Annotated in this window: 24 protein-coding genes; 3 read left to right on the top strand and 21 right to left on the bottom strand. The window is 46.3% G+C overall.

Going from position 1 to position 26534, the window contains the following annotated elements:
* Nucleotides 1–72: 72 nt before the first annotated feature.
* Nucleotides 73–1659, top strand: coding sequence for a lytic transglycosylase (locus tag C1S74_RS15135; protein WP_045404015.1), 1587 nt, complete (start codon nucleotides 73–75; stop codon nucleotides 1657–1659).
* Nucleotides 1656–2342 carry a YIP1 family protein gene (locus C1S74_RS15130; RefSeq protein ID WP_038879168.1) on the top strand — a complete coding sequence of 229 codons (687 nt, stop codon included), beginning with the start codon at nucleotides 1656–1658 and terminating at the stop codon, nucleotides 2340–2342. Before C1S74_RS15135 ends, C1S74_RS15130 begins: the two co-directional genes overlap by 4 nt.
* A gap of 17 nt (nucleotides 2343–2359) precedes the next feature.
* Here the strand turns inward: C1S74_RS15130 and C1S74_RS15125 are convergent, their stop codons facing one another.
* The 21 genes from C1S74_RS15125 to rpsB all read right to left on the bottom strand — a co-directional run bounded on the left by C1S74_RS15125 (nucleotide 2360) and on the right by rpsB (nucleotide 25225).
* On the bottom strand, nucleotides 2360–3205 hold the full coding sequence (locus C1S74_RS15125) for an endonuclease/exonuclease/phosphatase family protein (RefSeq protein ID WP_045404014.1): 846 nt from the start codon (nucleotides 3203–3205) through the stop codon (nucleotides 2360–2362).
* Nucleotides 3206–3339: 134 nt separating this feature from the next.
* Nucleotides 3340–3678, bottom strand: coding sequence for a nitrogen regulatory protein P-II (glnB, locus tag C1S74_RS15120; protein ID WP_005436810.1), 339 nt, complete (start codon nucleotides 3676–3678; stop codon nucleotides 3340–3342).
* 222 nt (nucleotides 3679–3900) lie between these two features.
* The gene (locus tag C1S74_RS15115; protein WP_045404012.1) at nucleotides 3901–4215 is read right to left on the bottom strand and encodes a c-type cytochrome; all 315 of its coding nucleotides are present in this window, start codon (nucleotides 4213–4215) and stop codon (nucleotides 3901–3903) included.
* 64 nt (nucleotides 4216–4279) lie between these two features.
* Nucleotides 4280–5626 (bottom strand): tRNA lysidine(34) synthetase TilS, encoded by a 1347-nt coding sequence (tilS, locus tag C1S74_RS15110; protein ID WP_045404010.1) that lies wholly within the window; start codon nucleotides 5624–5626, stop codon nucleotides 4280–4282.
* A 105-nt stretch (nucleotides 5627–5731) separates the two neighbouring features.
* Nucleotides 5732–6691 carry an acetyl-CoA carboxylase carboxyl transferase subunit alpha gene (gene accA, locus C1S74_RS15105; RefSeq protein ID WP_039976971.1) on the bottom strand — a complete coding sequence of 320 codons (960 nt, stop codon included), beginning with the start codon at nucleotides 6689–6691 and terminating at the stop codon, nucleotides 5732–5734.
* A 46-nt stretch (nucleotides 6692–6737) separates the two neighbouring features.
* Nucleotides 6738–10217: a DNA polymerase III subunit alpha gene (dnaE, locus tag C1S74_RS15100; RefSeq protein WP_045404008.1), complete on the bottom strand. Its 3480-nt coding sequence runs from the start codon at nucleotides 10215–10217 to the stop codon at nucleotides 6738–6740.
* A gap of 76 nt (nucleotides 10218–10293) precedes the next feature.
* Complete coding sequence (rnhB, locus tag C1S74_RS15095; RefSeq protein WP_038864717.1) at nucleotides 10294–10932, bottom strand: ribonuclease HII; 639 nt, start codon at nucleotides 10930–10932, stop codon at nucleotides 10294–10296.
* 9 nt (nucleotides 10933–10941) lie between these two features.
* Entirely contained in the window at nucleotides 10942–12081 is a 1140-nt protein-coding gene (gene lpxB, locus C1S74_RS15090) for a lipid-A-disaccharide synthase (RefSeq protein ID WP_045404007.1), read from the bottom strand.
* 137 nt (nucleotides 12082–12218) lie between these two features.
* The gene (lpxA, locus tag C1S74_RS15085; protein ID WP_045404005.1) at nucleotides 12219–13007 is read right to left on the bottom strand and encodes an acyl-ACP--UDP-N-acetylglucosamine O-acyltransferase; all 789 of its coding nucleotides are present in this window, start codon (nucleotides 13005–13007) and stop codon (nucleotides 12219–12221) included.
* A gap of 1 nt (nucleotide 13008) precedes the next feature.
* Nucleotides 13009–13461: a 3-hydroxyacyl-ACP dehydratase FabZ gene (gene fabZ / locus C1S74_RS15080; RefSeq protein ID WP_009707417.1), complete on the bottom strand. Its 453-nt coding sequence runs from the start codon at nucleotides 13459–13461 to the stop codon at nucleotides 13009–13011.
* Between the two features lie 174 nt (nucleotides 13462–13635).
* Nucleotides 13636–14667, bottom strand: a complete 1032-nt coding sequence (gene lpxD, locus C1S74_RS15075) for a UDP-3-O-(3-hydroxymyristoyl)glucosamine N-acyltransferase (RefSeq protein WP_045404003.1) — start codon at nucleotides 14665–14667, stop codon at nucleotides 13636–13638.
* A gap of 6 nt (nucleotides 14668–14673) precedes the next feature.
* On the bottom strand, nucleotides 14674–15183 hold the full coding sequence (locus C1S74_RS15070) for an OmpH family outer membrane protein (protein ID WP_038864801.1): 510 nt from the start codon (nucleotides 15181–15183) through the stop codon (nucleotides 14674–14676).
* A 13-nt stretch (nucleotides 15184–15196) separates the two neighbouring features.
* Entirely contained in the window at nucleotides 15197–17611 is a 2415-nt protein-coding gene (gene bamA / locus C1S74_RS15065; RefSeq protein WP_045404001.1) for an outer membrane protein assembly factor BamA, read from the bottom strand.
* 44 nt (nucleotides 17612–17655) lie between these two features.
* A complete protein-coding gene (gene rseP / locus C1S74_RS15060) occupies nucleotides 17656–19014 on the bottom strand; it encodes a sigma E protease regulator RseP (protein ID WP_045403999.1) in 1359 nt (452 codons plus the stop codon).
* On the bottom strand, nucleotides 19014–20219 hold the full coding sequence (ispC, locus tag C1S74_RS15055; RefSeq protein WP_045403998.1) for a 1-deoxy-D-xylulose-5-phosphate reductoisomerase: 1206 nt from the start codon (nucleotides 20217–20219) through the stop codon (nucleotides 19014–19016). Before ispC ends, rseP begins: the two co-directional genes overlap by 1 nt.
* Nucleotides 20220–20271: 52 nt before the next feature.
* Entirely contained in the window at nucleotides 20272–21114 is an 843-nt protein-coding gene (locus C1S74_RS15050; RefSeq protein ID WP_045403997.1) for a phosphatidate cytidylyltransferase, read from the bottom strand.
* Between the two features lie 12 nt (nucleotides 21115–21126).
* On the bottom strand, nucleotides 21127–21882 hold the full coding sequence (locus C1S74_RS15045) for an isoprenyl transferase (RefSeq protein ID WP_038864695.1): 756 nt from the start codon (nucleotides 21880–21882) through the stop codon (nucleotides 21127–21129).
* 96 nt (nucleotides 21883–21978) lie between these two features.
* Nucleotides 21979–22536, bottom strand: coding sequence for a ribosome recycling factor (gene frr, locus C1S74_RS15040; protein WP_038864693.1), 558 nt, complete (start codon nucleotides 22534–22536; stop codon nucleotides 21979–21981).
* Between the two features lie 98 nt (nucleotides 22537–22634).
* Nucleotides 22635–23366: a UMP kinase gene (pyrH, locus tag C1S74_RS15035; RefSeq protein WP_045403996.1), complete on the bottom strand. Its 732-nt coding sequence runs from the start codon at nucleotides 23364–23366 to the stop codon at nucleotides 22635–22637.
* Between the two features lie 153 nt (nucleotides 23367–23519).
* Nucleotides 23520–24365: a translation elongation factor Ts gene (gene tsf / locus C1S74_RS15030; RefSeq protein WP_045403995.1), complete on the bottom strand. Its 846-nt coding sequence runs from the start codon at nucleotides 24363–24365 to the stop codon at nucleotides 23520–23522.
* 131 nt (nucleotides 24366–24496) lie between these two features.
* Nucleotides 24497–25225 carry a 30S ribosomal protein S2 gene (gene rpsB, locus C1S74_RS15025; protein WP_041853288.1) on the bottom strand — a complete coding sequence of 243 codons (729 nt, stop codon included), beginning with the start codon at nucleotides 25223–25225 and terminating at the stop codon, nucleotides 24497–24499.
* A 395-nt stretch (nucleotides 25226–25620) separates the two neighbouring features.
* Between rpsB and map the strand changes: the two genes are divergently transcribed.
* Nucleotides 25621–26499 carry a type I methionyl aminopeptidase gene (gene map / locus C1S74_RS15020; RefSeq protein ID WP_045403994.1) on the top strand — a complete coding sequence of 293 codons (879 nt, stop codon included), beginning with the start codon at nucleotides 25621–25623 and terminating at the stop codon, nucleotides 26497–26499.
* The last annotated feature ends 35 nt before the right edge of the window (nucleotides 26500–26534 follow it).

Here is a 26534-nt window from a genome sequence, read left to right as displayed (position 1 = left end):
TCTTGCGACTGCCACGCACTTTGTTGCGCGACAGGCAGGAGAAGATAAACAGGCCCTAAATAGGCTGAAACCATGCGTTTGAAGTACAGTTGGGCGTTGGCGTTACTATTATCTGGCTGTCAATTGACACAGTCAGATTCTGCAAGCACTCCAACACCAGAAACCAATAAGTCAGAACAAGCTGTTAAGCAAAAAACAGCTCAGGCTGACTCCGAGAAAAAGCAATCGATAGCAAAGAAACCTGCTAAAGAGACGCCAAAAGCCCTTTCCCCTCAGGAACAAGACGATGTGTGGCGACGTATCGGCATGCAACTTGAAATGGACATTCCTGACAACAAGAAAGTGGCTTACTACCGCACTTGGTATTTAAAGCATCCTAACCACCTGCGCACAGTATCTGAACGTGCACAGCCGTTTTTGTACATGATTACCACCCGTATCGAAGAACGTGGCCTTCCGATGGAATTGGCGCTGCTACCGATCGTAGAAAGCTCATTTGATGCTTTTGCCTACTCGCACGGCAGTGCAGCAGGTTTGTGGCAGTTCGTTCCTGGCACCGGCAAAATGATGGGTCTAGATCAGAACTACTGGTACGACGGTCGCCGTGATGTTTATGCTTCTACCGATGCAGCACTGGTTTACCTAGAGCAGCAAAGCAAGCGTTTTGACGGCAACTGGGATCAAGCGATTGCGGCTTACAACAGTGGTGGTGGCCGTGTATCGAGCGCGATTCGTAAGAACAAAAAGCTAGGCAAACCAACGGACTTCTTCTCTTTGGATCTTCCAAAAGAGACCAGCAGTTACGTACCTAAACTGCTTGCACTAGCGGACATCATTGCGAACCAAGATAAGTACGGCATCGACATTCCGCCGATCCCGAACAAGCCAGTTCTGACTCAGGTTGATCCAAAAGAACAACTAGACCTAGCAATTGCGGCAGACTACGCCGGAATTGGTGTTAAGGAGCTGCAAGGTTACAACCCAGCATATAACCAATGGTCTACTGCACCTGACGGCCCACACCAACTTCTTATTCCTATCGAGAAAAAGGATCAGTTCCTTGCTCAAGTGAAGAAGAACCGTGGTAAAGGCATGAAGGTCGCACGCTATAAAGTGAAGTCTGGTGACTCGCTCAGCGTATTGGCTCAGAAGTACGGTACGACAACGAAAGTTATCCAACGTGCTAACGGCCTATCGAACAACAATATCCGCGTTGGTCAGTACCTAATGATCCCAACGTCGACAAAAGACGATACAAAGTACGCCTTAACTGCTGAAAATCGCCTGAACAAAACGCAATCTCAATCTCGTGGTCAATTCAAACTGACTCACGTTGTGCAATCAGGCGAGAGCTTGTGGTCAATCGCAAAAGAGAACAAGGTTTCTCATAAGTCTTTGGCAAAATGGAACGGCATGGGACCAAAAGACACCTTGCGCGTTGGCCAAAAACTGGTGATTTGGAAGAACTCTGATAAAGGCGCAGTGATTCGTACCGTGTTCTACAACGTACGTTCTGGCGACACCATCAGTGGTATTGCAACCAAGTTTAAGGTGAAGGGTAACGACATCGTAAAATGGAATTCTCTTCAAAAGCAGAAGTACCTGAAACCAGGTCAGAAGCTTAAGTTGTATGTTGATGTAACTAAGGTAAGTGTATGAACCCGTCGAGTAACCCACTTATCATGTTGTTGGATATCTTCCGATCGCCAACATCTTGCTTCTTAGCGCTGTATCAGCGCGGAGGTTGGGGGTGGCAGCCGTTCATCATTTTGATGCTCAGCCCATTCCTATTCTGGGGCGCCTACTTCTCGAATGTGGATTTTACTTGGTTAAGTGATCAACTGACCGCTCAGTTCCAACAGATCGATCCAAAGCAAATCGAGTTGCTGGAGCCAAACACGCTGATGGCAAGTGCGATCATCAATGACGTATTCAATCGTTTTGCAACACTGTTGCTATTAGCGCTGTGGTTCTTTCTTGCAACCAAAGCAAGTAAACAGCAATACGGTTACTGGAAATGGTTCGCTGCTGCGAGTGCGATTTTATTCCCAGCCGTGTTGGGCGATATTGCAAGCTACGCGAGCTTATTGCTGAAGCATGGTCAGGTGATGACTTACGCTGCCGATTTGAATAGCCTAAACGGGTTGCTAAAGTTACCTTTGACCAGTGATTGGTCACACTTTGCAAGCTCATTACCATTGCTATTGCCATGGTACATCGTGCTTGGCTATGGTGTAGTTTTGACTTGGACAGAGTTCGAACGCGGACAGGCTCTTGTGATTGCGAGCCTGCCTTGGATTGCGTTTTACGTAATTTGGGCGTTGTATATCGTTATCGCTTAATGGACCAAGGTAATCCGTTAGTCGCTTAACGTAAACGACACCAACAGTGGATTATGATCGGAAGCGTCGCTCTGCGGCGCTTTCGCGTTTTTGAGGGTTAACCCGCGATAAAACACATGATCAAGCGGCAAGCCTGTAATGAACTGAGTTCGATTGTCTTGGCTGAACTTTGCTTCTTGTAGATTGGCTTTTTGGAGTGCTTTCTTCATTGCCGTCACGCGCTCTTCACTCCAACTATTGAAATCCCCCGCAAACAAAATCGGGCCTTTGTGCTCTTTCAATACCCTTTCTAACGCAGACAATTGCGAAGTGTATTCCTCGGTACCAACGGTAAAGTTGATCGCGTGAATGTTCACCACCGCTAAGGTTTCACCGTTGCTGAGCCTGTATTTGCTATACAGTGCCGATTTCGGCAAGCGCAACCACGGTTCTTTCGATGTGTACGCACAAGCGAGAATGGGCTCTTTTTGCGCAATGCTGATCACACCAGCACCACTTCCTAATGCTTTAAACGCACTGACTTGATTACTGACCCAATGCCCTTCCACCAGCCAGCTTTTGAAGTCGTCCGTTAAGCTTGCTTCTTGTAACAAGAGCAACTGTTTATTAACGGAGAATGTATCCAACGCTTGCTTCCAGTTGTCTCGGTTTTGTTTGTAAATGTTCCACACTACGACATTTAGCTCGCCATCCTTATCCAGCACTTGCGGCTTATCAAACTCCATGCAGCGGATATCTTGCTTAATGTTCGCCCCTGTTTGAGTAATAATTTGTGGTTGCTCTGGCACGGTAAAAATCACCTGAAAGCTCACCACCGCAGTAATAATAAGAAAAACTAACGCAAAAGCTAAACGCGGATACATAGGCTTACCTAAATACAAAAATGGCACGCATAAAATGCGCATAATAAAAAAGGAGCCCCAGTCGGCTCCCTCTTAGCTTACTCAAATTTTCACCACATGCTGTAGTGAAATCTTATATCTATCTGGATAACAGATTAGATCGCATCTTCGTCTTCTTCACCAGTACGGATACGCACTACGCGTTCGACGTCTGTTACGAAGATCTTACCGTCACCAATCTTACCGGTTTGCGCCGTTTCGATGATGGTTTCTACACACTTGTCTGCAACGTCTTCCGTCACTACGATTTCTAGCTTCACTTTAGGAAGGAAATCCACCATGTACTCTGCACCGCGGTACAATTCTGTGTGACCTTTCTGACGACCAAAGCCTTTCACTTCAGAGACGGTCATCCCTGTAATGCCTACTTCAGCCAATGCTTCTCGAACATCATCCAATTTGAATGGCTTGATAATCGCTTCAATCTTTTTCATGTTCATCCCTTAAGCTTCAATCGTTTGCGCATATTATCGGTTAGCGCCTCACAACATTCAATCCTTGTTGTGACCAAGCACCTGAAAATCCTGACACTGGTGGGATTTATTTGCGGGCAAATGTAACAAAGTCGCCATTCTCAATCATGCCACCAATGAAAAAGCCAGAGCATAAGTCTGGCTTGGTATGTGTTTTAGTGAGCGTTAATTTGAGGCTAACGCTTACTTCAAGCTCGCATAGTATGCCGCCAAGTTAGCAATGTCCTCATCAGACAGCAAACTTGCTTGTGCTTGCATCACCGCAGCCAAACCACCAGTGCGCTGGCCTGCTTTGTATGCCTTAATTGAGCTAGCAATGTACTGCTCATTTTGACCTTTTAAGTTTGGGTAGCCAGGAATCACAGCAATTCCATCTGGTCCATGACAAGCAGCACAAACGCCAGCTTTTGCTTGGCCAGCAGCCACATCGCCTGCCGCCAGCGCCTGCCCACTTAACATGGCTAGCGCGATTCCTGCGCCCATGATTATTTTCTTCATTGCTTCACCTAATCGATTATTATTTAAAGATATTTTTGTTTTATAACCGACATTGTTGCATGAATTACAACATCTTGCGCCAGATCAGTTCACAGTCTTGACCACTAAAGGCTTGATCAACGAACAGGCCAGCGACGGCAACCACTTTATCTTCATACATTAGAATTGGAATTTGACGACGTTGCCAGCTCGGCACATTGTATTCCTGAAAGAGTTTTTTCAGCTTACGACTGTGGTGACGAGTCGTCGGGTGTGCAGACAAGCCTTCAGGGTTAAATGTAATTCTAAGTCGCTCTGGGTGCGCAGGTAGGGTAATACTTAGCTCACATGACTTCGTACTCAACTCAAGCTCCCCTAACGGCTCAGGAAGCTTTAGAGGCGTATTCAAAGGGCACTTGGCTTGCCACGAGGTCACATCTGAAGTTTCAGTGACCCAATAGAGTCGATGTTGAAAGCGGCGCACTTCACCTTGCTTGATCTTCAATTTTGGGTTGGCGTCCTGTTGAGCCCGCGCCACTTCATCCCAAATCAGGTTCAACTGCACTTGAGACGGCATATTGGCATTGAGTTTTGCCAGCCACATACGAATCAAACGTGCGCGCGCCAACTCACTGTGTGCCGTTAAAACGTCAATACTCAAACTCAAATCCGGCTGCATCGCCTGATTGAATACCGCTTCGAGCAACTCATCTAGCAAGGTCTCTTGCTGGGCACACAAAGTCGCACTGCGTTGCACCGCTTGATGGATGCTAGGCCAACGCTCAGAAAGTTGGGGAACAATGCGATGACGAAGGAAGTTTCGATCATACCGTGTGTCTTGGTTACTTTCGTCTTCAACCCACTCTAAGCCAAAGTAATCCGCGGCCTGTTCAATCTGCGATCGTTTAACCGAAAGTAATGGGCGTACTAATGTCCCACTAGCAAACCGCATGCTTTCTGCCATCGATGATAAACCTTTCGGTCCACTGCCACGTTTTAGTGCCAACAAGAAGGTTTCGACCTGATCATCGGCATGTTGACCGGTCAGCAGTAAGTCACCGACTGCGATGTGCTTCGCCAGAGCTTGATACCGCGCTTCACGAGCTAAAAGCTCAATGCTTTCACCACTGTTGATATCTAGGTTCACGTGTTCAACGGAACATGAGAGCCCAGCTTGCTGTGCCCATTGCTTGCACTTTTGTGCCCAGTCATCAGCATTCACACTCAACCCATGATGAACATACACAGCATGACAGTTTATTAGTTGGGAATCTGCAGAGCTACCGTCTGCTGAACGCGCTTGTTGGTAACGACTCAACAGCTCAAGCAACAGACGCGAATCCACCCCACCACTGAACGCCAAAACGATCTTAGTGTTTGGTTGATGATAGCGGTCGAGAGCTTGAGCAAAATTTGAGTAAAGCGATTCCATAAGCAATCCGGTAGAAACAAAAAAAGGGCTGGACACATGCCCAACCCTTTCTATTTTATCTCTTATCTCAAGAGAGATCAGCTAGCGCTTAACGGTGACCGTAATTTAGCAGTAACCGTAGTTCATTAGACGCTGGTAACGGCGCTCAAGTAGCGTTTCGTGATCCAGCTGTTCTAGGTCTTCTAGCTGACGAAGCAGATTTGCTTTCATGTTCGCCGCCATTTGAACGTGGTCACGATGCGCACCACCTAATGGCTCTTCGATGATTTCGTCGATAAGCTCAAGCTCTTTTAGACGAGGAGCGGTTAGACCCATTGCGTCTGCTGCTTGAGGTGCTTTGTCTGAATCACGCCATAGGATTGAAGCACAACCTTCTGGAGAGATTACTGAGTACGTTGAGTACTGAAGCATGTTCACGTAGTCGCCTACACCAATAGCAAGTGCACCGCCTGAACCACCTTCGCCAACCACGTTACAGATTACTGGTACTTTAAGACCAGACATCACTTTTAGGTTTTTTGCGATTGCTTCAGATTGGCCACGCTCTTCCGCGCCAACACCTGGGTATGCGCCAGCTGTGTCGATGAAAGTGATGATAGGCATGTTGAAACGCTCAGCCATTTCCATCAGACGCAGTGCTTTACGGTAACCTTCTGGTTTAGGCATACCAAAGTTACGCTTCACTTTCTCTTTGGTTTCACGACCTTTTTGGTGACCAATGATCATCACTGGGCGACCTTCAAGGCGTGCAATACCACCAACAATAGCTTTGTCGTCTGCGAACGCACGGTCACCCGCCAATTCATCAAACTCTTCAAACGCGTGCTGGATGTAATCCAATGTGTATGGACGTAAAGGGTGACGAGCCAGTTGAGCTGTTTCCCATGCGCCTAGGTTGCTGAAGGTTTTCTTCTTAAGTTCTAGGCTCTTTTTCTCAAGCTGTTCGATTTCTTTATCAAGGTCAACCGCAGAATCACCACCGTGACGAGATACGTCACGTAGCGCTTCAATTTTCGCTTCTAGTTCTGCAATCGGCTTTTCAAATTCAAGAAAGTTTAGGCTCATCTATGAATCCTTTTTGACTCAGCGTCTAACATATTGCGCTGAATTTTTAGTTAAATTCGAGTTCTACCTGGCCTTTGCCAAGTAACTGTTTTAAATCGTCTAGCAATGTATCACTTGGCGTTACTCGCCATTCGGTGCCCAATGTTAACCGCGCTCTGGCGTCGGCACGCTGGTAGTATACATTGACAGGTACGGTTCCGGCTTTGTACGGTTCTAAAATACGCGTAAATTGCTCAAAGAATTTATCGTTAATTTGGCTCGCATCGATGGATACTGACAAACCACGTGCATATTTTTCACGTGCACTGCCAAGATCCATGACCTCACGCGCCGACATTTTAAGGCCACCATTGAAGTCATCAAAGCTGACCTGTCCAGAAACGACCAAAATTTTGTCTTTTTCGAGAAGTTCTGCATATCTATCGAGCGCATCCGAGAACAACATCACTTCCATTCGACCACTTCTGTCATCCAAAGTCATCAAACCGATGCGTGTTCCGCGCTTCGTTGTCATAACACGAGCTGCAATAACCAAACCCGCAACGGTCACAGATTGATCACGTCGAGTCGGTGTCGCATCTTTAAGTCGACAACTAACGTACTTATTTAGTTCCTTTATGTATGCGTTTACTGGGTGGCCTGTCAAATACAAACCTAGTGTCTCACGCTCACCCTCTAACCATACTTTCTCTGGCCACGCCGGAACTTGGGTGTATTTGTGTTCCACTTCTTCCGGAGCATCGGTCAATACGCCGAACATGTCAGTCTGACCAAATGCTTCGGCTTGGTGATGTTGGCTGGCCGCTTTGACCGCGTCATTCAACGATGCCATCAACGCCGCACGATGTGGACCAAGTCGGTCAAGTGCGCCCGCGTAAATCAGTTTTTCGATAACGCGTTTGTTGACCTTTTTCAGATCGATGCGCGCACAGAAGTCAAACAGATCAATGAAGTGACCGCCTTTGTTCCGCGCTTCTAAAATCGCATCAATTGGGCCTTCACCCACACCTTTAATCGCGCCAATACCGTAAACAATCGCGCCGTTTTCATCCACGTTAAAGCGGTACAAACCGGAGTTAATGTCTGGCGGCAAGACGGTCAGTTTCATGCGGAAACATTCGTCTACAAGGCCAACGACTTTTTCCGTGTTGTCCATATCGGCGGTCATTACCGCTGCCATGAACTCTGCTGGGAAGTGCGTCTTTAGCCATAGCGTTTGGTAAGAAACCAACGCATAAGCTGCCGAGTGCGATTTGTTAAAACCGTAACCCGCAAACTTTTCTACCAAGTCGAAGATTTTCATCGCCAACTCGCCATCGACGCCGTTAGCAATCGCGCCTTCTTCAAAGGTGGCACGCTGCTTCGCCATCTCTTCAGGCTTTTTCTTACCCATCGCACGACGAAGCATGTCCGCACCACCAAGGGTGTAGCCAGACAGTACCTGTGCAATCTGCATTACCTGTTCTTGATACAGGATGATGCCGTAAGTGGGATCCAGAATCTCTTTAAGTGATTCGTGTTGCCACTTTTCATCTGGATAAGAGATCGCTTCTCGGCCGTGTTTACGGTCGATAAAGTTATCTACCATGCCCGACTGTAGCGGACCGGGACGGAAAAGGGCTACCAGTGCGATGATGTCTTCGAAACAGTCCGGCTGAAGACGTTTGATCAGTTCTTTCATACCACGCGATTCCAGCTGGAATACCGCAGTAGTTTCTGAGTTTTGTAATAGTCGGAAAGACGCCGGATCCACCAGCGGGATCGATTCAATCTGAACGGATTCTTTACCCTCACGCTCTAAACGTGGGTTAATCAGGCCCAGCGCCCAGTCGATGATGGTTAAGGTACGCAGACCCAAGAAGTCAAACTTAACCAAGCCAGCAGTTTCAACGTCGTTCTTATCGAACTGAGTAACGGGGAAGTGGCCTTCCGCATCAGCATAAATCGGCGCAAAGTCGGTGATCGTGGTAGGTGAAATTACAACACCACCCGCGTGCTTACCGGCGTTTCGTGTACAACCCTCTAGGATGCGACACTTATCGATCAGCTCTTTGACTTCTTCATCGGCGTCGTAAAGCTCTGGTAGCGCTGGCTCAGCTTTAAACGCTTTCTCTAGCGTCATACCTGGGTCAGGCGGAACCAGTTTCGAGATGCGGTCAACGAAACCAAATGGGTGGCCCAATACACGGCCTACGTCGCGGATTACCGCTTTTGCCGCCATGGTACCAAACGTGATGATCTGCGATACCGCATCACGACCGTACATTTCTGCTACGTGGTCAATAACTTGGTCACGTTTGTCCATACAGAAGTCGACGTCGAAATCGGGCATGGAGACACGTTCTGGGTTCAAGAAACGTTCGAAAAGAAGGTCATATTCCAACGGGTCAAGGTCGGTGATCTTCAGTGCGTATGCCACCAAAGAACCAGCACCCGAACCACGACCTGGGCCTACTGGAATCGCATTGTCTTTCGACCACTGGATGAACTCCATTACGATCAAGAAGTAACCCGGGAATCCCATTTGGTTGATTACGTCGAGTTCGATTTGAAGGCGATCGTCGTATTCTGGTCGACGCTCTTTACGCTCGGCTTCGTCTGGGAATAGGAACTCAAGACGTTCTTCCAAGCCTTCACGAGATTTCATCACCAAGAATTCGGTTTCTTCCATCCCTTCAGTTGGGAAGGCAGGCAGGAAGTATTCACCAAGACGAACCGTTACATTACAGCGTTTAGCGATTTCGACACTGTTTTCCAGCGCTTCAGGAATGTCGGCAAACAGCTCGCACATTTCCTCTTCCGTACGCAAATACTGCTCAGGACTGTAGTTCTTTGGACGTCGTGGATCTTCTAGGGTGTAACCATCGTGGATCGCAACGCGGATTTCATGAGCATCAAACAAGTCTTCGCTGATGAACACCACTTCGTTAGTTGCAACAACTGGCAGTTCTACCTCTTCTGCCAATTCAATCGCAAAGTGAAGGTAGGTTTCTTCATCTGGGCGACCGGTCCGAACCAATTCTAGATAGAAGCGGTCTGGGAAATATTGATTATAAAACTCGACACAGCTGTCGACAACTTTACGGTTGCCTTTTAGCAATGCCTTACCGATTTCACCGTTTTTCGCACCAGAAAGAATGATAAGTCCTTCTGACAGTTCCGCTAACCATGTTTTGTCGATAACAGGCTGATGTTGAACGTGACCACGTAAATACGCTTTGGAAATCAACAATGTCAGGTTTTTATAACCGGTGTTGTCCGCCGCTAATACGGTCAGTTGTGTCAGTTCCTCGCCAAACTCATCGGATTGCATTTTAAAATCTGCACCAATGATTGGCTTAACACCACTACCGTGAGCTGTGCCGTAATATTTCACCAAACCACATAAGTTGGTGAAATCGGTCAGTGCCATTGCTGGCATGCCGAGTTCGGCGACTTTCTTAACGAGCGGTGGAACTTTGTTGATACCATCCACCATCGAGAAGTCACTATGGACACGAAGGTGAATGAACTTGGGATCTGACATTAACAGGTACCGTAAAACTAAATCTTGTTGGGAATTCTAACCTAAGGGCTGGCTTATAACACCAAGCAGCCGCTAATTATTCTTCAATACCAAGCGCTTTCTTCACTGGCTTGAAGCTCTTGCGATGTTCACTGATCACGCCGTGCTCTTCAATCGCTTCAAAGTGCGCTTTGGTTGGGTAACCTTTGTGCTTTGCAAAACCAAACTGTGGGTATTGCTTGTCCAATTCTTCCATTTCTTGGTCACGAACCACTTTTGCAATGATTGAAGCCGCACTGATTTCCGCAACTCGCAAATCACCCTTCACCACCGCTTGGGAATCCATTGGCAACTGCGGACAGCGGTTGCCATCGATAAGTGCGAGGTCTGGCTGTACTTTCAAACCAGCGATGGCACGCTGCATCGCAACCATGGTGGCTTGCAATATGTTGAGCTCGTCAATTTCTTCAGGAGAACAGCGGCCGACCGCCCAAGCCAAGGCTTTCTCTTTAATTTCGGGCAGAAGTGCGAGACGTTTTTTCTCGCTCAGCTTTTTCGAGTCGTTCAAACCCTCAATTGGGTTATTTGGATCTAAGATAACCGCAGCGGTAACAACGTCGCCGACAAGAGGCCCACGCCCTACTTCATCCACACCCGCAACCAATTGGTAACCTTGTGGGTATTCAAACGGTGGGAGCTCTACTTTCGCTTTGGTCGTTTTTGGTTTTACAGCCATGGTAAATCTCTATTTTTCAATCAGTTTTAGAACCGCATTTGCAGCCTGTTGGTCCGCGTCTTTGCGTATCCAGTGATGCATTTCCGTAAACTTATCCAACATCTGTTGGTTATCGCTCTCTAGTAAGCGAGACACTTCAGTGAATAAGTTTTCTGGAGTGCACTCTTCTTGCAGGTATTCTTTTACTAACTCGCTATCCGACAAAATGTTTGGTAACGACACGTATTTGGTTTTCAGCAGGCGCTTGGCTAGGAAGGCGGTAACCGCGTTAACACGGTACCCTACAACCATTGGGCGTTTTAACAACATACACTCAAGCGCGACCGTACCAGACGCCAACATCACGGCATCAGACGCCGTAATCACATTACGAGCGGTATCGTCTACCAGTTTGAAGTCCAACTCTGGCGCGTACTCTTTCCACGCTTGCTCGAATTGCTCGCGACGTTTCTGATTTACTAACGCAACGACAAAACCAAGATCTGGGAACTTCTGATGCAGTTTTTTACAGGTTTCAATAAACGGTTGAGAGAGCATTTTCAACTCGCTGCCACGACTACCCGGAAGCACCGCTAGCCATTGTTTATCTTGTTCTAAACCTAGTAGCTCACGTGCAGGCGCTTTATCCGATTGCAACGGAATAGCATCTGCCAATGTGTGACCAATGAATTCACACGGCACATTGAATTTGTCGTAAAACGCTTTTTCGAAAGGTAAGAAAGCCAATACAAGGTTGGTTGCCGCTTCAATCTTGAAGATACGTTTTTGACGCCAGGCCCAAACAGAAGGGCTCACGTAGTGTACCGTTTTGATTCCTGCGTTTTTTAAATCTAATTCAACACGCAAGTTAAAGTCTGGTGCATCGATCCCTACAAAGACATCCGGCGGATTTGCAGTGAAATACTTAATCAGCTCTGCTTTCACTTTCAACAATCTTGGTAAGCGACCCAAAACTTCAACCAAGCCCATCACTGCCAACTCTTCCATTTCAAACAGTGACTCACAGCCTTGCGCGATCATTTTAGGGCCGCCAATACCGACAAATTCTGCATCTGGGTATTGTTCTTTAACTGCTTTGATGAAGCCTTCGCCAAGAGTATCGCCTGACAGTTCTCCGGCAATGATGCCAATACGTAGTGGTCTTTCCATCTTTCTTTCGCTTTTCCTATGCGCTATGGATAGAGAGTAATATCCGAGGATCTTGCTATTTTACCCTATCCATAAAACACAAAAAGACCGCAGCCCAATTGGGCGCGATCTTTTCTCATTAACCGCACATTCGTAAATTAACGAATGATGCCACGTTCCGTTGTTTCCAGAATGTCTGAGAAACGTTTTACTGCTGGCCACTCTTGTGCCATTTCAGCAAGGATCGGCTTCACTTCTTCTAGCGTTTTACCTGAACGGTAAAGCTCTTTATACGCTTTTTGCAGTGCACGGATTTCTGGTTTTTCAAAACCGTTACGCTTCAAACCAACCAAGTTCAAACCAAATGGTGTCGCATGGTTACCTTGTGCAAGTACGTAAGCCGGTACATCCTGAACAACTGCAGAACAACCGCCAACGTAAGCGTAAGCACCTACCGTACAGAATGGGTGAATCGCAGAAAGTGCCATAACGCCGGCATGGTCATCAACCGTTACGTGACCGCCAAGAATCGCGTTGTTACCAATGTGAGTATGGTTACCAACGATAACATCGTGAGCAATGTGCGCGTTAACACACAGCAAGTTATCATCACCAATCACAGTGGTCGCTTTATCTTGGACAGTGCCACGATGAACCTGAACCGCTTCACGAATCACGTTGCGGTCACCGATAACCACTGTTGTATCTTCGCCACCGTACTTCTTATCTTGGTTTTCTTCACCAATCACAGCATGTGGGAAAATGCGGTTGTCTTTACCAATTTTGGTGTGACCTTTGATCACTACGTGAGACATCACTTCCGTACCTTCACCGATCTCTACCGTTGAGGTGATGTAAGTGAATGGACCAACAGTCACGTTAGCGCCAATTTTCGCGCCTTCTTCTACCACCGCAGCTGGGTGGATTTTAGCGGTTTCATGAATCATATTAAAACTCTCGACGAGCACACTTCAGCTCTGCTGAACATACTACTTCGCCGTCAACCTTCGCTACACCTTTGAATGCAGCAATGCCGCGACGCTCTTTCAAAAATTCTACTTCAATAATCATTTGGTCGCCTGGTACTACTGGTTTACGGAATTTTGCACCGTCAACACTTGCGAAGTAGTACAGCTCATTTTCAGTTGGCGCACCAAATGATTTAAATGCAAGTAAGCCTGTCGCCTGCGCCATCGCTTCCAGAATAAGAACACCTGGGAAGACTGGCAGTTGTGGAAAGTGACCTGTGAACTGAGGTTCGTTAACCGACACGTTTTTAATCGCGTGAAGGTACTTCTCTTCTTGGAAGTCAATCACTCGGTCGATCAATAAGAATGGGTAGCGATGAGGTAGTAGCTCTTGAATTTCAGAGATGTTCATCGTTTTCTTTTCAGTAGTCAAAGTCGTCTTCCTATATCAATACTCAACAACCAAGATGGCAAGGCAGCGGCAAAAGCCACTTAATCAGGAAATGCCTGCAAAGTGTATACCAGCTTGGTGATAAATCTACTTATAGCGCGTCATTATAGAAGAAAAAGACCCGCATTTCGCGAGTCTTTGTTCAGAATTATGGAACTAAGATTCTTCTTTCGGTTCCAGCTGCTTCTCAACAGCTTTCAGGCGTTTGTTCATATCGTCAATGCGATGAACTCGAGTTGCCGTCTTACGCCACTCTCGGTTCGTTTGCAGTGGAATACCTGACGAATACAAGCCTTTCTCTTCGATACTGCGCATAACCATGCCCATACCGGTGATAGCTACGCCATCTGCAATCGTGATATGTCCGTTAAGAACCGACGCGCCGCCGATCTGGCAGTATTTACCAATTTTGGTACTGCCAGCGACAATAGTACCACCTGGCATCACGGTACCATATCCGATCTGCACGTTATGAGCGATTTGAAGCTGGTTATCAAGAATCACGTTGTCTTCAATGATGGTGTCTTCAAGTGCACCACGGTCAATCGTAGTACATGCACCAATCTCAACACGATTGCCGATACGCACTGAACCAAGCTGAGGAATTTTGATCCACTCGCCTTTATCGCTCGCGTAACCGAAACCGTCTGAACCGATGACTGTGCCAGATTGAACCAGACAGTCATCGCCAAGTGACACTTCATGATAGATAGTAACATTAGCCCAAAGCTTGGTGTTGTTGCCTAACTTTGCGTTTTTACCGATAAAACAGCCCGCACCAACAATAACGTTGTCGCCAAGCTCTACACCCGTTTCAATCACTGCATTTGCACCGACTGCTACGTTTGCACCCATCTTCACGTCTGCTGCAATCACGGCACTAGGTGCAATGTCTTCAGCAGGCTTCGGTGTGGTATCCATAGCTTGAACCACACGAGCAAAAGCTACATAAGGGTCAGCGACAACAAGCGCATTGCCTGTACACTGCTCTTTGTGCTCTTCCTTCACCATCACGACTGTCGCGAGACATTCAGCAAGGTGCTTTGCGTATTTTGGGTTAGACAAAAAGGTAACGTCACCTTCTTGTGCTTTATCCATTGGAGCTACACGGCTTACGACGAGTGACTCGTCACCAAATAGCTCTCCCCCGGTAATTGTCGCCAACTCGGCTAATGTTAATGTCTTCATAACTTCTTATTTTAGAGCTTTAATTACGTCTTCAGAGATGTTGTATTCTGGCTTACCGTACTGAAGAGAAGAAATATCGATTACCATATCGTAACCTTTCTTCGTTGCTACTTTCTTCACAGCATCTTGAATCGTTTTGAATAGCTTCGCTTTTTCTTCAGCTTCACGACGTGCGCTTGCTTTCTCTAGAGCTTGAGCTTTTACTTTGTACTCGCTGTCTAGTTTAGCGATGTCGATACGTAGCTTTTCAACTTCGTCTTGGCCTAGAAGTTGGCCATCACGCTGTAGCTTTTCAATCTTAGTCTTCGCTTTTGCTTGGATAGACTTCAGCTCGTCTGCCTTGCTCTTGAAGTCTTTCTGCATTTTTTGTAGAACCACTTCGCGCTGAGGAAGAGATTGGAAAACCTGAGCCGTGTTTACGTAAGCAATTTTCTGAGCAGCTTCAGCCGCGTTTGCAAACATTGAAGAGCTAAGTACAAGAAGGCCAATCCCAGCCGCTTTGATCATTTTATTCAAAATATTTTCCTCTTTAGAAGGTTCTACCGATAGTGAACGTGAAGAACTCTTCATCGTCGCCATCATATTTCTTAATTGGTTTCGCTAGTGAGAAGACTAGTGGCCCCATAGGAGACATCCATTGCAACGCCGCACCGTAAGATGAACGGTAGTTGGTTGGATCTGAGTAATCGTAGTAGTAACGGTCGCCGTATTCAGCACCTGAGCTACGGTAATCAAATTCGGTATCCCAAATACTCGCCATATCAAAGAAGATACTGGTACGAATCTGGTTACGAACTTCATCCGAAGCAAATGGTGTTGGTACGATCAACTCGATACTCGCCAGCGCTACCGCGTTACCACCAACAGAATCATCTGTTGCGGTGTCCGCACCGTTATTTGAGCCTGAGTAATCACGGTAAACCGCTTTCGGACCTACAGAGTTAGAGCCGAAACCACGTAGTGTTGTAAAACCACCTGCGTAGTAGTTCTCGTAGAATGGGAACAAGTTATCGTTACCATCCGTTTGACCATAACCGTTACCATAACCTAGACGACCACGGAACAAGAGCGTGAATTCATGCTTCTTAGTCAGTGGCACGTATTGACGAACATCATACTGCATCTTGAAGTATTGAACGTCAGAGCCAGGTACGGTCATCTTATAGAATGCACGTTGGTGGTTACCCGCTGTTGGGAAGTAGCCACGGTTTAGGTTGTTACGTGTCCATGAGATGTTGAAGTCAAAATCGTTTGTATTCAATGCGCCGCTAGAGTCGATATTGTCTGCTTGCGCTTGTAGGAACTGTTCTACCTGTAAGTAAGGCGACAAGTTACCGATCTTGTTGTGGGTATAACCAACACCAAACTCAAAACGGTTCAATTCGTCGAATGGGAAACCCCATGTCAAACTTGCACCGTAACTTTGGTTGGTATAGTCAACGATACCCGCTTCAGATGCTTCAAACTCATCATAGAAGATCTTACCACCCAAACTTACACCATCTAGGTTCCAGTAAGGGTCGCGGTAGTCCAAACTCACGTTTTTCTGGTAGTCGTTCATCATCGCGTTAATACCAACGCGGTTACCACTACCGATAAAGTTGTCTTGTTGTAAACCAACTTGGAAGCTGACGCCTGATTCAGTACCGTAGCCGACACCAAAGTTAACGCTGCCTGAGTTTGCCTCTTTAACTGAGTAAACTAGGTCTACTTGGTCATCGCTGCCAGGAACACGTACAGTTTGTACTTCTACGTTTTCGAAGTAACCAAGACGGTTTAGACGCGTTTTACCCGTTTCAATCGATTTCGAGTTTAACCAGCTGCCTTCCATCTGACGCATCTCACGACGCAGTACTTCATCTTTGGTCGAGTTGTTACCCGTAAAGCGAATATCACGTACGTAGATACGGTTACCTGGGTCAACGTTGACGACAAGCGACACTTGTTTATTTTCGTCGTCAAACTCAGGGATTGTGTTCACTTGTGGGTAAGCGTAGCCAGATTCACCAAGCACACGCTTGATGCCTTCTTCCATCGAAGTCACACGAGAACCGTTGTAGGTTTCGTTATCTTCAAATGGAACCAGCTTCTCAAACGTTTCTTCTTCACCGATCAAGTTGCCGCGGAATTTCACATCCTTAACGGTGTACACGTCGCCCTCTTCAAGACCAAGCGTAATGTATACGCCTTTTTTGTCAGGAGAAATCGCCACTTGTGTCGAATCAACGTTAAATTTCAAGTAACCACGGTCAAGGTAGTAAGACTTCAGCGCCTCGATATCACCAGCAAGCACTTGCTTTTGGTACTTTTCGTCCGCTAAGAAGTTCCACCATGGCACGTCTACGTTTAGGTTGAAACGAGAAAGAAGGTCTTCATCAGAAAAGACTTCATTGCCGATAAAGTTGATTTGCTGAATTTTTGCCGATACACCTTCGGTGAAGACAAATTTCAGATCAGAACGGTTACGAGGCAATGGAGTAACAACCGCTTTTACGGTCGCATTGTATTTACCAACACTGTAGTAAAAGTCTTCCAAACCTTTTTCGATGTTGCTTAGCGTAGTACGGTCAAGCGCTTCACCTTCACGAACACCAGAAGCGTTCAGGTTTTCTTGTAGCTGCTCGTCCTTGATTGCTTTGTTGCCTGAGAATGAAATGCTCGCAATCGTTGGGCGTTCTTTTACTTGAACAACCAACACGTCACCATTGCGCAGTACTTTAACATCTTCGAAGTTACCCGATGCGTACAGTGCACGAATGATCTCAGCAACATCGCCTTGGTCAACAGTATCGCCGACACGTACAGGCATTTTCAGCAACGCAGCACCCAGTGCCACACGTTGCAATCCATCGATTTCAATATCTTGAACTACAAAGTTCTGTGCTCCGTTTGCAGATACACTGGTCGCCAGTAAACTTGCAAAAAGAATTCGCTTAATCGCCATACTTGTTCTAATTATTCCTTGCTACTGCTTTTGTCTCTGAACTATCACAGACGAGTAAAATCATTAAATAGCGCTAACGCCATGAGCGAGAAGATAATCGCACCACCAATTCGATAACCCATTTCTTGTACCTTTTCCGGCACAGGGCGTCGGATAACAGCTTCGATTGCAAAAAACAACAAATGACCACCATCCAACATTGGTAAAGGAACGAGGTTAATAATACCTAGGTTAACACTAATTAGTGCTAGAAAACCTAAAAAGTAAACCAGACCATAGTCTGCCGTAGCCCCTGCTCCTTTGGCGATTGAAATTGGCCCACTCAGATTGTTCAGACCAACATCACCTACAATCAGTTTCTTAAGCATGCTGATTGTAAGTCCAATAACTTGACCAGTTTTGTCAATCGCTTTGCCAATAGACTCGAATACACCAAACTGTAATTCGAAGCGATAACTTTCTGGCCATTCTGCGACTTCAGGTGCGATACCCGCAAAACCAACCACTTGTTTGTTAGCTAGCTCACGGCGACCTGGAGTCAACGTCAATGATTGCTCATCACCCTGACGTAACACCGTCAGGTCAATTGGCGTTTCTGGGTTAGAACGAATGGCTTCAACCACTTCATTCCAGTTAGAAATCTTTTTGCCGTTGATCGCGACAATCTTGTCACCAGCCAGTAAACCCGCCTTTTCACCCGCAGCGCCTTCACTTACTTGCGCTAACTCCGTGTATATCTCTGGAGTGAACGGCGTAAAGCCAAGTGAATGCATTGCTGATTGAGTTTCAGGATCAAATTTCCAATCACGGATATCAAGGGTTTTGGTCACTTCAGAGACCACTTCATTTGATGAAGTTAAGGTCACTGTCATTGAATCATCGCCAATATGAGAGATTAAACCCATGTTGACTGATTCCCAATCCGGAGTTTTGATACCTGAGATAGATTTTAGTTCCATCCCTGTTTCAATTCCTGCCTGAGCAACGATTGAATTGGGCGTAACTTCACCAATTACAGGTTTAACCGCTGGCACACCAATCAGGAAAACTAGCCAATACGCAACGATCGCGAACAGGAAGTTGAAAATAGGGCCTGCCGCAACGATTGATGTGCGCTTCCACAATGGCTTTTGATCAAACGCCATGTACTTTTCATTTTCAGGTACTTCATCAACACGGCTATCCACCATTTTGACATAGCCACCCAATGGGATCATTGAAATGCTGTACTCAGTGCCGTCTTTGCCTACCTTGTTCCAGATAGACTTACCAAAACCGATTGAGAATTTCTCAACCTTGACACCACAACGGCGAGCAACCCAAAAGTGACCAAACTCGTGCACGGCCACCAAGATGCCCAATGCAACGATAAAAGAAACCAAATTCCACAAAATACCTGTCATTAGCTACGCTCGCGTAAAAATTCTAAGGCGATAGTTCGTGCCATTCTATCTAGCTCTATCAAGCTTTCCAAGCTATTCACATTCTCACTTTTATGGCTTGCAGTTATTTTGTTCAAAACTGACTCATTGATGCGAGCGATATCTGTGAAACCAAGTCGATTATTTAGGAAAGCATCAACGGCAATCTCGTTCGCTGCATTCAGAGCCGTTGTTGCATGTTGACCTTCGTAGCACGCATCGATAGCCAGCTTCAAACACGGATAGCGTGCAAAATCTGGTTGAAGGAATGTCAATTCACCTACTTGAGTAAAGTCGAGCGGTTTCACTCCCGCATCCACACGGGATGGATATGACATGGTTAATGCAATCGGGGTTGCCATATCTGGCTCCCCCATTTGCGCCAGTACAGAGCCGTCGCGGTATTGAACCATGGAGTGAATGACAGACTGAGGGTGAATGATCACTTTCAGTTGTTCACGAGCGGCGTTAAATAGCCATTTTGCTTCAATGTACTCAAGGCCTTTGTTCATCATGGTTGCAGAATCAACCGAGATTTTTGGCCCCATTGACCAGTTAGGATGAGCAATCGCTTGTGCTGGCGTCACTTTATCTAACTCTGCAATGTCGGTATAGCGGAATGGACCACCAGAACCAGTCAGCAGGATCGAGGAAATACCATGCTCTTCTAAGTTACAACGGCCTAGATTAGTTTGAACTTGTTGCGGGAGGCACTGGAAAATCGCATTGTGCTCACTGTCTACAGGAAGTAACTCTGCGCCATGTTCTTCAACTGCGTCAATGAACAGTTGACCTGACATCACAAGCGCTTCTTTGTTCGCTAGCAGCACTCGCTTGCCCGCTTTTACCGCTGCCATGGTTGGTAACAAACCTGCAGCGCCTACAATCGCAGCCATTACGCTGTCGACTTCTTCCAAGGCAGAAACATGGCAAAGTGCGTCAACACCACCTAATACTTCTGTCTTTAGCGAGATTGAAGCAAGCTCGGTGCTTAATGCCACTGCCGCCGCTTTATCCGCCATCACAGCATATTTTGGTTGCCATTTACGGCAAAGTGCGACCATCTTTTCAACGTTAGTGCTAGCCGCTAATGCGACGATAGAAAACAGCTCAGGGTTTTGTTCAACCACTTTTAGTGTGCTTGCACCGATTGAGCCTGTTGCACCAAGAATCGTTAACTTTTGCATGATGTAAGACCGTTAGAAAAACTCAGGAGCGACGATGCCGCTCCCGATTAAATTAGAATACGTAGTAAAGAAGAGCAAATACTGGGAATGCAGCGGTAAGGCTATCGACACGATCTAGGATACCGCCGTGACCGGGAATGATGTTGCTGCTGTCTTTGATACCTGACACACGTTTGAACATGCTTTCAACCAAATCACCAAGTACAGAAATCACGACGGTAATCAATGTGATGACCACCATGTGAATTGGGCTGGTAAATTGAATATCAAACCAACCGGCGAACAACCAGCCAACAATCAATGCTGCGACAATGCCGCCAATCAAGCCTTCTATCGTCTTGTTTGGGCTCACATGAGGCGCCATTTTGCGCTTACCCATGCTTTTACCAGCAAAGTAAGCACCGCTATCAGCAGCCCATACCAAGAAGCAAACATACAGCACAAGTTTTGCGCCGTGGTATGGATCTACTGCAAAATCAGAAGCCCTAAGAATGATCACACTCCATAAGAAAGGGATCAACGTAAGGAAACCAAAGACATGGCGCAACACTTTACTGCTTTGCCATAAATTAGTGGTTTTAGGGTAAGTAATTGCCATTCCGCTTGCGATAATCCACCAAGCAAAACCGAGTGCTAAAACGGTGTAATGCGGAGCTGCCAGTTGGTTAAGGCTTGCTGCATCAGGCGAAATGAATAGAAAACTAAGTCCGGTAACAACGGCAGCCGGAACAAGGGCAGCAATGCGAGATTTGCTTTCTGTAAACTGAGTCCACTCCCAAAAGCCTAATAGGGTTATCGCGGTCAATGCGATGATAAAGCCCATTAGTGGTAACTTAAAAATACCTAAAATAACCAGGGGAGCTAAAATTAGTGCTGTTATTATTCTCTGTTTCAAACTAACTAGTCCTTATTGAGCAGCCATCAATGCCTTCACTTGTTCACCAGTACAACCAAAACGACGCTCTCGGTTGATAAACCAAGTCACAGCCTCTACTAAGCTGTCTTCATCGAATTCAGGCCAGTACTCAGGAGTAAAGTACATTTCAGCATAAGCCATTTGCCACAGCATGAAGTTACTGATGCGACACTCACCACTAGTACGAATCAATAGATCGACTTCTGGTAGGTCTGCCATAGTCAGATGCTGGGTAATCAACTGCTCATTGATATCCTCTACACGGATCTCACCGTTACGCGCTTTTAACGCTAACGATTTGGCCGCCTCTGTGATGTCCCACTTACCGCCATAGTTGGCTGCAATGTTAATCACCATTCCCGTGTTGCCGGCAGTTAGAGCTTCCGCTTCAAGAATTTTACCTTGTAAGCGTTCACTAAAACGGCTGGTATCGCCAATGACACGTAGGCGTAAGTTGTTTTTGTGCAGCTTTTTCACTTCACTCGATAAGACAGAAATGAACAGCTCCATTAAAAGGCCGACTTCTTCTTCTGGACGACGCCAGTTTTCGCTACTGAAAGCGAATAAAGTCATGGCTTTGATGCCAAGCTTGGAAGCGGCTGCAACAGTCTTACGAACGGCGTTTACGCCCTTTTTATGACCGAATACACGAGGCTTTCCTTTGGACTTAGCCCAACGACCATTACCGTCCATAATGATGGCAATATGTTTAGGAAGGGAATCAGAGAAGGCTTGAGAATTTTGCATAGGGAGTTAATTGAGTTCCATCAGTTGGATAGACTAACACAAAAAAACGCTGAGCTGTGAGCACAGCGTTTTCCAACAGTGATGTGGATGGGAGTATTAAACTTCCATCAACTCTTTTTCTTTTGCAGCAAGAACGTCGTCGATCTTCTTAACTGCTACGTCAGTCAGTTTTTGAATTTCGTCTTGTGCTTTACGATCTTCGTCTTCAGAGATTTCTTTATCTTTTAGAAGGCCTTTTAGGTCGCTGTTTGCGTCACGACGGATGTTACGAACAGCAACACGTGCGCCTTCAGCTTCACCGCGAACGATCTTAACTAGGTCTTTACGACGCTCTTCTGTTAGCGGTGGAAGTGGAACGCGGATGATTGTGCCAGCAGACATTGGGTTTAGACCAAGGTCAGACATCATGATCGCTTTTTCAACTTTTTGAGTTAGTTCTTTGTCGAAAACTGTGATTGCTAGAGTACGAGCGTCTTCAGCAACAACGTTAGCGATTTGGTTAAGAGGAGTAGCTGCGCCGTAGTATTCTACAGAGATGCCAGATAGTAGGCTTGGGTGTGCGCGGCCAGTACGAACTTTAGAAAGGTTGTTCTTTAGCGCTTCAACGCTTTTGTCCATGCGCTCTTGCGCGTCTTTATTGATTTCGTTAATCACGGTTTCACCTTAAAAATGTCATCTTTCATGAAGAAAGCTTAAAGGGCTTAAGCAAAGCAAAACGCCATCCAATGTCTCTTGTTGAATGGCGCTGAGATTTACGCGTCAGTGCAGATCAAAGTGCCTTCAGCTTCGCCCATTACCACGCGACGTAGTGCGCCTGGCTTATTCATGTTAAATACGCGGATTGGCATTTTGTGGTCACGAGCAAGAGTGAACGCAGCCAAGTCCATCACTTTCAATTCTTTATCCAGAATTTCAGTGTAAGATAGCTTATCATACAGCTCTGCGTCTGGGTTTGCTACTGGGTCAGCAGTAAATACACCATCAACTTTTGTCGCTTTTAGAACTACGTCAGCTTCGATTTCGATACCGCGTAGACAAGCCGCTGAATCTGTTGTGAAGAATGGGTTACCTGTACCTGCCGAGAAGATTACTACGCGGCCTTGGCGAAGTTCGCGGATAGCGTCTGCCCAATTGTAATCGTCACACACACCTTTTAGAGGAATTGCAGACATTACGCGAGCATTTACGTATGCGCGGTGAAGTGCGTCACGCATTGCTAGACCGTTCATTACTGTTGCTAGCATACCCATGTGGTCACCCACAACGCGGTTCATACCCGCTTCAGCCAGACCAGCACCACGGAATAGGTTACCGCCACCGATTACCACACCAACTTGAACACCCAGTTCAACCAGCTCCTTAACTTCTTGAGCCATACGGTCAAGAACCGCAGGGTCAATACCGAAACCTTCTTCGCCTTGAAGAGCTTCACCACTCAGTTTTAATAGAATACGTTGATACGCTGGTTTAGGGTTCGTAGTCATGGAGTTTACCTTCCAAAAGAGAGTTGTTGATTAACAGTCACGAATAGACACAAGAAAACTTATAGCTATTCATCACGGCTAAGATTTGCCGCTCTTTTCGTAAAAAGACCGCAGCCTAGGCTACGGTCTAATATTTATACAAGTCGCTAAGGATTAACCTTTTTGAGCTGCAGCTACTTCTTCAGCGAAGCTCATTTCTTGAGCTTTCTCGATACCTTCACCTACTTCTAGGCGAACGAATGTAGCAACAGAAGCACCTTTCTCTTTTAGCATTTCGCCAACAGATTTCTTAGGTTCCATGATGAAAGCTTGACCAGTAAGAGAGATTTCGCCAGTGAATTTCTTCATGCGGCCGATAACCATCTTCTCAGCGATCTCTTGAGGCTTGCCTTCGTTCATAGCGATTTCAACTTGAACTTCTTTCTCTTTAGCAACTACGTCAGCTGGTACGTCTTCTGGATTAACGAACTCAGGCTTAGAAGCAGCAACGTGCATAGCAACGTGCTTAAGAGTTTCAGCGTCGCCTTCACCAGCAACAACTACACCGATTTTCTCACCGTGACGGTAAGAAGCGATTGCAGTACCTTGTACGTAAGCAACGCGACGGATGTTGATGTTTTCGCCGATTTTAGCAACTAGAGCTACGCGCTCTTCTTCAAATTTAGCAACTAGCTCTTCAGCAGTAGCTTTAGTCGCTAGAGCGTCAAGTGCTACTTTTTCTGCGAATGCAGTGAAGTTACCGTCTTTAGCAACGAAGTCAGTTTGGCAGTTAACTTCAAGAAGAACAGCTACGCCGTTTTCTTCTTTGATGATGATTGCGCCTTCAGCTGCAACGTTACCAGCTTTCTTAGCTGCTTTCGCTGCGCCTGATTTACGCATGTTTTCAATTGCTAGTTCGATGTCAGCGTTTGCTTCTACAAGCGCTTTCTTACATTCCATCATGCCAGCGCCAGTGCGCTCGCGAAGTTCTTTAACTAGAGCAGCAGTTACAGTTGCCATTCTCTATTCCTCGTTTGATTCGAAATAAGGTAAAAAACAGGGGCCTACATTGTCGGCCCCCATTGCTAACTATAACTCAGTCTATGCTACAACAAGGTTTCACATAGACTAAGTGTGACGCAGAGCCGCTATTATTCAGCTTCTACGAAACCGTCTTTTTCAGCAACTACTGCAACGTCTTTGTTGCGGCCTTCAGTTACTGCAGATGCAGCAGCGTTTAGGTATAGTTGAACTGCGCGGATCGCGTCGTCGTTACCTGGGATGATGTAGTCAACGCCGTCTGGGTTAGAGTTAGTATCTACCACAGCGTATACTGGAATACCTAGGTTGTTAGCTTCTTTAATTGCAATGTGCTCGTGATCAGCGTCGATTACGAATAGAGCGTCTGGTAGGCCGCCCATATCTTTGATACCACCAAGAGATTTCTCTAGCTTCTCCATTTCACGAGTACGCATTAGAGCTTCTTTCTTAGTTAGTTTTTCGAAAGTACCGTCTTGTGCTTGTGCTTCGAAATCTTTTAGACGCTTGATAGACTGACGAACTGTTTTGTAGTTCGTTAGCATGCCGCCCAACCAACGGTTGTTAACGTAGTATTGGTTGCTTGCGATTGCAGCTTCTTTAACAGCTTCAGATGCAGCGCGCTTAGTACCTACGAATAGAACTTTACCTTTCTTCTCGCCAACTTTAGCTAGTTCAGCTAGAGCTTCGTTGAACATTGGTACAGTTTTTTCTAGGTTGATGATGTGAACGCGGTTACGAGCACCAAAGATGAATGGCTTCATTTTTGGGTTCCAGTAACGAGTTTGGTGACCGAAGTGAACACCAGCTTTCAGCATATCGCGCATTGATACAGTTGCCATTTTAAAATCCTCTATGGGGTTAGGCCTCCACATCCCCCATAATTCCGACCAAGCTTCTGCTCAGCACCCCGGAACATGTGACGGAATGTGTGTGATTTAAAGATAAAAGTTAATTGGAAGAAGCTTGCTTCGCCACTCTTCTAACGAAAAGCAAAGAGAACAGTCCTCGATTCCGGCGCGCTTTATACCATATTTTAGCCTAAGATGGCTAGTAAAAATTGTTTCTTACACTTCTTACCTCCATTGCATGACCACCCTACTCTTCACCAAATTCCATCACTACACTTTAAGTAAGAATGACTCATATTCTTAACTGGCTTGGGTTAAGCAAGGGTTGTCTGATAGAATGCGCGCATTCGCACGTTTACGTGCTTACGAATAAGTAGAGAAAGCCAATGTCAATCAAGATTAAAACTGCTGAAGAAATCGAACGCATGCGCATTGCGGGCAAGCTAGCCGCAGATGTTCTAGAAATGATCGAACCACACATCAAAGCTGGTGTAACGACGGAAGCGCTAAACCAAATCTGTCACGATTACGCTCTAGAAAGAGGCGCTTACTCTGCACCGCTTGATTACCATGGATTCCCTAAATCAATTTGTACGTCTATCAACCACATCGTTTGTCACGGTATCCCTGCGACACAAGATGAGAAAGGTGCAAACGGCCAAATGAAACCAGCGGTACTTAAAGATGGTGACATCATTAACGTTGATATCACGGTTATCGTGCCTAACGATGAAAACGCAGATCTAAGCGTTCGTCCACAAGGTTACCACGGTGACACTTCTAAGATGTTCCTAGTTGGTGATGTTTCACCTGCAAACAAACGTTTGTGTATGGTTGCTCAAGAGTCTCTGTACATCGGTATGCGTCAAGTTAAGCCTGGTGCAACAGTTGGTGATATCGGTACAGCAATCGAGAAGTACATCAAAGAGAACAACAAGAACAACCCACGCAACAAGTTCTCTATCGTGAAAGACTTCTGCGGTCACGGCATCGGTGATGAGTTCCACGAAGAGCCACAAGTGGTTCACTACAAGAACAAAGACCGTCGCGTACTAAAAGAAGGCATGTGTTTTACTATCGAGCCAATGATCAACGCAGGTAAGTTTGGCTGTACAGTCGACGCACAAGATGATTGGACGGTATACACTGGCGATGGTAAAAACTCGGCACAGTGGGAACACACCATTGTGGTGACGAAAGACGGTTGTGAAGTGCTAACACTGCGCAGCGACGATACGATTCCTCGTTTAATGAAAAACGCGTAATCGCATATCACTTTCCTTATCCCCGCCCATGCGGG

It is taken from the genome of Vibrio hyugaensis, from assembly GCF_002906655.1.
GTDB classification, from domain to species: Bacteria; Pseudomonadota; Gammaproteobacteria; order Enterobacterales; family Vibrionaceae; genus Vibrio; species Vibrio hyugaensis.
Note: the sequence above shows the minus strand (reverse complement) of the source record. Positions and strands in the feature narration are given on the sequence as shown.